The organism is uncultured Rothia sp. (genome assembly GCF_937976295.1).
Taxonomy (GTDB): Bacteria; Actinomycetota; Actinomycetes; order Actinomycetales; family Micrococcaceae; genus Rothia.
The window spans coordinates 1-4,640 of sequence record NZ_CALJRY010000167.1; the positions used below are offsets into that span (position 1 = coordinate 1).

Here is a 4,640-nt window from a genome sequence, read left to right on the forward strand (position 1 = left end):
TCTTCAACCAGCAGGTTTGCGCTCTTGTCTACCCAGTTCATGAGGACCCTGCCGGAGAGCTCAATGCGCTCGCCTGCCGCCGAATACCAAATCAGGGCGGGGGTCTGCTGGCTGCTGAGTTTCTCGAAGAAACGGTTCAGAGTCGTGGGCGCGGGCGCGCCGGTGGGGGAAAGAGTAACCATGGGTTTCACTCTACCGTACCGGGGGAAGAGCAGTCAGGGAGAATGCGCGCGGCGCTAAAAGACGCAGGGGTAAAGTAAAAACTTCTAATGGTGCTTGAAAAAACCTAAGGGCTCAGAATATTTAACAGCCCTAATGCCTCATTTTGGAATATGGCATAAATATAAATTGGAAATGTAAATGCTTCGCAATGCCTCGAAAAAATATTTAGAAACCGCCTAGGGAAAAAGATAAGTTTTTCTTGTCTAATTATTGGATTCTTTCCCGGCGGTCGAGCCGGGGTGGGTGAGGTGGTTGCCGCAAACCCTTATTATTTGCGGCCAAGATGCAGAATTTGCAAGCGATGGAAACCATGCCTCGAGTAGGGAAATCTAAGGTTGCCCTTAGGTGTGAGCGAGGGCAAGTAGCGTGCGCAAAAATATATAAAGGTCAAATTCACATTAAATATGACGTCTCTAACACATACATCTAAATATTGTTTAAGTCTAGTTTGACGAAACGGCGTGTCGCACGTCTAATAGATATATAAGCGTGTTTGCTCTGGAAGGGACCGTAGAGGCCAAAGCAAACCATGCCACACCATACACACTAAGATTCCGTCCACGACGGATCCGCAGACTCATTAAGCTCACAATGAGAACACGGAAGGAAAACCCATGGGCTCCTACATTGCATCGGACCGCTCCATCGCGGCCGCGCGCGCATCAGGCGCTCAGCACCGTAGCATGAATCCCACTCAATCTCTCGAAAAAGCCGCCGACGCCTTTCTCGCAGACGCAGAACAAAACATGCCTACCTGCACCGACGTATGGACCGCAGCGGCAGGGCTCTACGGAACCGAAGGCGAAGACGGAGAACTCGCCTGGCAAGCTGAAGCACTCTGCGCCCAGACCGACCCCGAAGCCTTCTTCCCCGAGAAGGGCGGCTCCACCCGAGACGCCAAAAGGGTATGCGGTGTATGCCCCGTGCGCGAAGAATGTCTACAATATGCAATGGACAATGACGAGCGCTTCGGAATCTGGGGCGGGCTGTCAGAACGTGAACGCCGCCGACTGCGCAAGCAGGCGAACTAAGCCAGGAAGGTACCACCCACATGCAGACCGCACGACTGTGCTCTCGCCAGACCTGCCAGCGAGAGGCGACTGTTACTCTCCACTATTCCTACGCAGACTCCACGGCACTTATCGACGCACTCTCTGAGTTCCGCGAACCCCACGCCTACGATCTCTGCAACCATCACGCTGCACGACTGACGGCACCGCAGGGTTGGCGAGTGGTCTACAAGGTACCCGTTCAGGACACCGCTGAATCCTAGAATCTAAAACCAAGAATTAAACACCCGAATGCAAAGAACCTTCCGCGAATTCATGCGGAAGGTTCTTTGCGTATGAGAAACTGGCAGATAGTACAGACACCCGCAACTCACTCAAACAGCATTCACTCGAAAAGAACGCGAGATCCATGAGCAAAGAAACACACCGAGGAATGTGGGGCGCACTGCGCCCCGCTATCCGCCGCACCAGCGCCGAAGAATTACTCCACGCCCGACGCACCGAAACTAAAACCAGCGAACCGGCGCCGCACACCGGCGCCTTCGGACGCATCGCAGCAGACGTGCCCACCGTCGCCGAAGAACCCGACCTGCCCACCGGAAACGTGCCCGTCGTCCCCGCCCGCAGCAAACTGCGCGAACAGGGCGTCGGCACCCGCGTGCGCACCCGCACCAACGTCTCCACCGGCTTCGTGCCCCTCGTCCGAGACTCGAAGAGCACCCCCAAAAACCCGACGCTCAGCGACCTCAACCGCAAAACCATGCAGAAGGCCGCCGAAGCAGAAGCCGTTGCAGCAGCTGAAAAAGCGACCGAAGCAGAAACCGTCGCTACCGCGGAGGCGGCAAGCGCCTCCACCGCCGGACGCAAGTACCGCACCGAAACCACCCGCACCGGTCACACCCAAGCGGTCGCAGACCCCAACGCGCCGCTGTCCTCCCTGGCAGCCTCGCCCGAAGCTGCAGAACGCGCCGCGGCCCGCGAAGACGCCGTGGAAGACACCCCGCGCTTCCTCAAGCTCCGCGCAACCCTCATCGCGCTCACCGTACCGCTGACCGTACTCATGATCGCGATCCGTGCCGTAGCCTCCGCACCCTTCCTCTGGCTCGAATACCACCGCCCCGGATTCCCCGAAGACAGCTACGGCTACTACCTCATCGAGAGGATGCGCCTGGGCTCCTACGGTGTGGACTACATCAACAACTTCGCGCCGCGAGAGTACCTCGCCCGCGTTACCACCGGTGCCGACAACACCCTTGCCTTCACCGAAGCAGAAGTGAACCACATGCACGACGTGAAGTGGGTACTGCTCATCGCCACCGTAGCCGTTGCCGCGCTCTTCCTGCTGACGCTCTTTAGTAGTATCTCCCTGCGCGAGCGCGCCCCCGGAACCATCCGCCGTAGCCTCTTCTGTGGCGCATGGATTACCCTGGGACTCATCGTGGTGCTCGGCGTTGTGGGCGTCTTCGGCTGGGAATGGTTGTTCACCACCTTCCACCAGGTGTTCTTCCCGCAGGGCAACTGGGAGTTTTCCGTACGAAGCACCCTCATCCGCCTCTACCCGCCGCAATTCTGGATTGACGCAGCAATCGCCGTAGCGGTCCTCGTGGCAGCGCAGATTTCCCTCCTGCTCGTGACCACCTGGCCCACCAAATACCGCAAGCTCAAGGCAGAACGCCGCCGCCAGGAACGCCAGGAACTGCGCGTCAAGCTCGCCTCCGCACGCGTCAGCGACAACTAAAACACGCGTCGGCGACAACTAAAACCATCAGCCACTTCACCGCGCGAACCAGCGTGGACAGGGCACCCAAAGGGGGCTGGGCTCTACCACACGGTAGAACCCAGCCCCCTTCGCTATACCCAAGCTCGCATTGCTCGTGCCTCAGCCCAGGTCTAAAACCCTGAGCCTAAAACCCCGGTCTAAAACCCGAGCCTAAATCCAGGACTTAAACCACATATGCGAATACCACTGCTCATACGGAATCACCTGAGCAGTCCACAACGGCATAAAGTACGCGCTCAACACCAACACACCCACCAGGTAAATCGCCACCAGCGTCACGCCCACACGAGCACGCAACACCGAACCGCGAGCACCCGACAGCGCCAGACCCAAAACACCCGCCAGCAGCAGGATCAGGAACGGCTCAAAGGACAGCGCGTAGAAGTAGAACATCGTGCGATTCGGGTACATAAACCACGGGAAATAGCCCGCACCGAACACAACCAGCAGCGCACCAAAACGCCAATCCCGCTTCAGAAGCAGAACCAGAAGCGCCACAATAATCGCCGGAATAAACGCCCACCAAATCGCCGGGTTACCGATATTCAAAATAGCCTCGGAACAAGACTTCACGGTACAACCCGAAGAACCCAGCTTCGGCGACTCATAGTAGTACGAGGTCGGGCGGCCCAAAATCAGCCACTGCCACGCCTGCGAAGAATACGTGTGCGGGCTGCTCAAACCAGAATGGAACTTAAACGCCGAGACATGGTACTCCCACAGGGAACGCAAATCCTCAGGAAGCCACATAACACCCTTGCCCGGGTTCTCGACAGCCCAGCGGCGGAAATACGCATTCGACGACTGGAACCAGCCCGCCCAGGTGCTCAGATACACCAGCAGACCCACACCAATTATCTGGAAGAACGCGGGGATGCCGTCACGCACCAGCGCCGTCAAACCCCACTTGTCCAGACCCACAATACGGCGAGCATTAATATCCCAGAACACCGTCAGCAGACCCATCGCCGCCACGAAGAACAGCGAATTCCACTTCACGCCCACCGCGGCACCGGCGCACACACCTGCAGCGAAACGCCACAAGCGCAGACCCATGCTCGGGCCCCACGGCATCGGCGGAAGCACACCGCTATTCTGGCGTGCCGCCTCCGCAATATTGCGCGCCAACACGCGCCGCGCCTGAATACGGTCAAGAACCAGACACACAAAAGTCGCCAGAATCCAGAACATCTGGAAAACATCCAGCAGAGCCAAACGAGACTCCACCAGCATCAGACCATCCACAGCGGCCAGAAGCGCCGCAATAGTCGCCACCGTCATCGAACGGAACAGCAACCAGCCAGCATAAGCAATCAACGCCACCGACAGGGTGCCAATCACCGCAGCAGAAACACGCCAACCAAAGGGATTATTATCACCAAAAATCGCCATGCCCGCGGCAATCATCCACTTACCCAACGGCGGATGCACCACATACTCCGGCGAATCCGTCAACAGACCCGACGGGTTACCGGCGGCAAAGGAAGCATTAGCGTCCTTCGACCAGCTCAACTCATAACCATAATGCAGATACGAGTAGGCATCCTTGGCGTAGTAGGTCTCATCAAAAACAATGGCATTCGGATGCGCCAAATTATAAAAACGCAGAATACCGGCAACCAGCACAA

4 protein-coding genes and 1 pseudogene are annotated in these 4,640 nt (G+C 57.5%); 3 read left to right on the forward strand and 2 right to left on the reverse strand.

The window, feature by feature from the left end; translation table 11 throughout:
* Positions 1 to 182: pseudogene (locus Q0216_RS04570) on the reverse strand (hypothetical protein); the annotation flags it as partial.
* A gap of 654 nt (positions 183 to 836) precedes the next feature.
* Between Q0216_RS04570 and Q0216_RS04575 the strand changes: the two are divergent.
* The 3 genes from Q0216_RS04575 to Q0216_RS04585 all read left to right on the forward strand — a co-directional run bounded on the left by Q0216_RS04575 (position 837) and on the right by Q0216_RS04585 (position 2,970).
* Positions 837 to 1,253 carry a WhiB family transcriptional regulator gene (locus tag Q0216_RS04575; RefSeq protein WP_298593279.1) on the forward strand — a complete coding sequence of 139 codons (417 nt, stop codon included), beginning with the start codon at positions 837 to 839 and terminating at the stop codon, positions 1,251 to 1,253.
* Between the two features lie 20 nt (positions 1,254 to 1,273).
* Positions 1,274 to 1,495, forward strand: coding sequence for a DUF3499 family protein (locus Q0216_RS04580; protein WP_298593281.1), 222 nt, complete (start codon positions 1,274 to 1,276; stop codon positions 1,493 to 1,495).
* Positions 1,496 to 1,641: 146 nt separating this feature from the next.
* Complete coding sequence (locus tag Q0216_RS04585; protein ID WP_298593283.1) at positions 1,642 to 2,970, forward strand: TIGR01906 family membrane protein; 1,329 nt, start codon at positions 1,642 to 1,644, stop codon at positions 2,968 to 2,970.
* A gap of 192 nt (positions 2,971 to 3,162) precedes the next feature.
* Here the strand turns inward: Q0216_RS04585 and Q0216_RS04590 are convergent.
* Positions 3,163 to 4,640, reverse strand: a 1,478-nt coding sequence (locus tag Q0216_RS04590; RefSeq protein WP_298593285.1) for a dolichyl-phosphate-mannose--protein mannosyltransferase, incomplete at its 5' end; no start/stop codon positions are given.